The organism is Mycobacterium sp., assembly GCF_050701675.1.
In the GTDB taxonomy this organism is placed as follows: Bacteria; Actinomycetota; Actinomycetes; order Mycobacteriales; family Mycobacteriaceae; genus Mycobacterium.
On sequence record NZ_JBOGDD010001064.1, the window covers coordinates 1 to 1,864 of the forward strand.

Sequence of the window (1,864 nt, forward strand, 5' to 3'; positions counted from 1 at the left end):
GGGTCGAACTTATCGAACAAGATGATCTGTGCGTACATCTTTCAACACTGTTCCTTGGCTTGCTCGAACTCGCTTTGTTACCGACGCCTTCCGCCGGCGCGGTGAAGGCCGCAGGTACACGACGTAGGGCCAGTGGTTGCCCCGAGGCGCCGTGCCCCCGGGGCGACCACTGGTGTTGATACTGGACGTGCTATTTGTTGCCGGACCCGATGATGGCCACAACTTCGATCTCGATGTGCATTTCGGGCAACCCCAGTGCCTTTACGCCCAGGGCCGTCCACAGGGGAAGGTGCTCTCCGGCTCGCTTGCGGAACTGGCCAACGACAGCCGCCATGTGGTCGTCGCCGATCGCATCATCGCGCGAAGGGACGTGGTAGGTGTGCACGTTGACGACGTCGTGCCACGTCGCGCCCGCTGCAACGAGAGTCTTTTCGACGTTGTCGAAGGCCTTCTCGATCTCCGCCTCCAAAGAATCGACCGAGAAGGTCTGGTCGTCGTCCCAACCGCCCTGGCCGGAGATCTCTACGCGGTCACCGATCCGCAGCGCCTGACTGTAACTGTAGTGAGCCCGGGTGATTTCCCCGTAGCCGGGAGTATCGAAAAACTCGAGTTTGGACATGTGGATGCTTCCTTTCTTCGTTACTACTGAGATTCCATACATGTGACGTGCGCGATCACATTCACAAGGTCATCCCGCGCAACTAACCGTGTTGCACGAGCACGGGTTACGCCGCTCAGTTACCCCAGCGGGATCCGTTGGCGACAAGTTCTTCAACGAACGTCGTACCGAGTTCACGTCGTTCGCGCAGGATTTCGCCAGACGAGGTGTAACGCGGTGCGTTCTGGGGATCGGCGGCAGCGTGATCGGCGACCGCGTCGACAATTGACTTGGTCATATCAAACCGCGGGTAGGCGCTGTGGATCACGGCGCCGATTTCCGCGGTCACGGCAGCGAGATGCGCTGCAGGCAGACCGAGGGTCCCGCCGAAATCTATGGCCACACCCTGGTACGTCAACGAGGTCAGCGCGCCTTTCCGGTCAGCGATGTCGAACGCGTTGTGCAGCGCGATAGCCTCCCAGACGGCATCGACCTTATCAGCCGGAACTCCTTGGCCGCTGAGGAATTCAGCAGCACGGTCGGCCCCGTCAACCTCAAAGCGGATATTCCTCTTCGCCAGAGTTGAAAGGCCGACATCGTGCAGAACACACGAAAGGAACAACAACTCGTCATCGAAATCTCGGCCAGAGCTGAGGCCGATGTGTGGCGCGAGCAACCGCGCGAACAGGTAGCTTCGCACACTGTGATTGGCGATGGCGGGCGACTCCGCGCCGTGCACCAATTCTAGAGCGGCCACGGCGAGGGGCGTGCTGGGCAAAGTGACCAGATGTACGCTGTCGGACGTTTTATCTTGCGATTGCGGAAGGTTGGGTTCTGTCATCGTTTGAGTGTGCAGCCACCCGACCTATGCCTGCCAGAGGCAGAATTGCCGGCTATCGCAAGGATCACGCCATACGTCGAGAACGAGTGTTGTTGCCGCTGCGCCGATCACGGCACGACGCCGTGGCGGCGACTACGCTCCTCCGCCCGATGCTGTCTCGGCGGTTCCACGCTGTTGACGTGCGTTGCATTCTGGCCGGCAGGATTGGAAGCGGCGCTGCAACCAAGCGTGACGGTGACATACGGCGTCCCGTTGTTGTATTGACGTGAGAAGCAGTCACTGCCTATCGCTCAACGCAATCTAGTCGAGCCTTGCCAGCCGATTTTCCACAAGCTTGACGAGCGCGCCGAGCCGAAAGCGCGAAGGGATGGCAGTCGGAACACCCCAGAGCCCGAAGGCATCAGCGGCCACCGGACCAACACAGG

At 60.3% G+C, this 1,864-nt stretch carries 2 protein-coding genes; both read right to left on the minus strand.

The window, feature by feature from the left end; all coding sequences use genetic code 11:
* Positions 1-190 precede the first annotated feature (190 nt).
* A complete protein-coding gene (locus tag ACRDUX_RS32600) occupies positions 191-619 on the minus strand; it encodes a Rid family hydrolase (protein ID WP_526420283.1) in 429 nt (142 codons plus the stop codon).
* Between the two features lie 115 nt (positions 620-734).
* Positions 735-1,439 (minus strand): HD domain-containing protein, encoded by a 705-nt coding sequence (locus ACRDUX_RS32605; RefSeq protein ID WP_526420285.1) that lies wholly within the window; start codon positions 1,437-1,439, stop codon positions 735-737.
* Positions 1,440-1,864 lie beyond the last annotated feature (425 nt).

Bases quoted from the DNA above. Each gene is read 5' to 3' on its own strand.
- ACRDUX_RS32600 (WP_526420283.1), bottom strand. From the start codon at position 619: ATGTCCAAACTCGAGTTTTTCGATACTCCCGGCTACGGGGAAATCACC.
- ACRDUX_RS32605 (WP_526420285.1), bottom strand. From the start codon at position 1,439: ATGACAGAACCCAACCTTCCGCAATCGCAAGATAAAACGTCCGACAGC.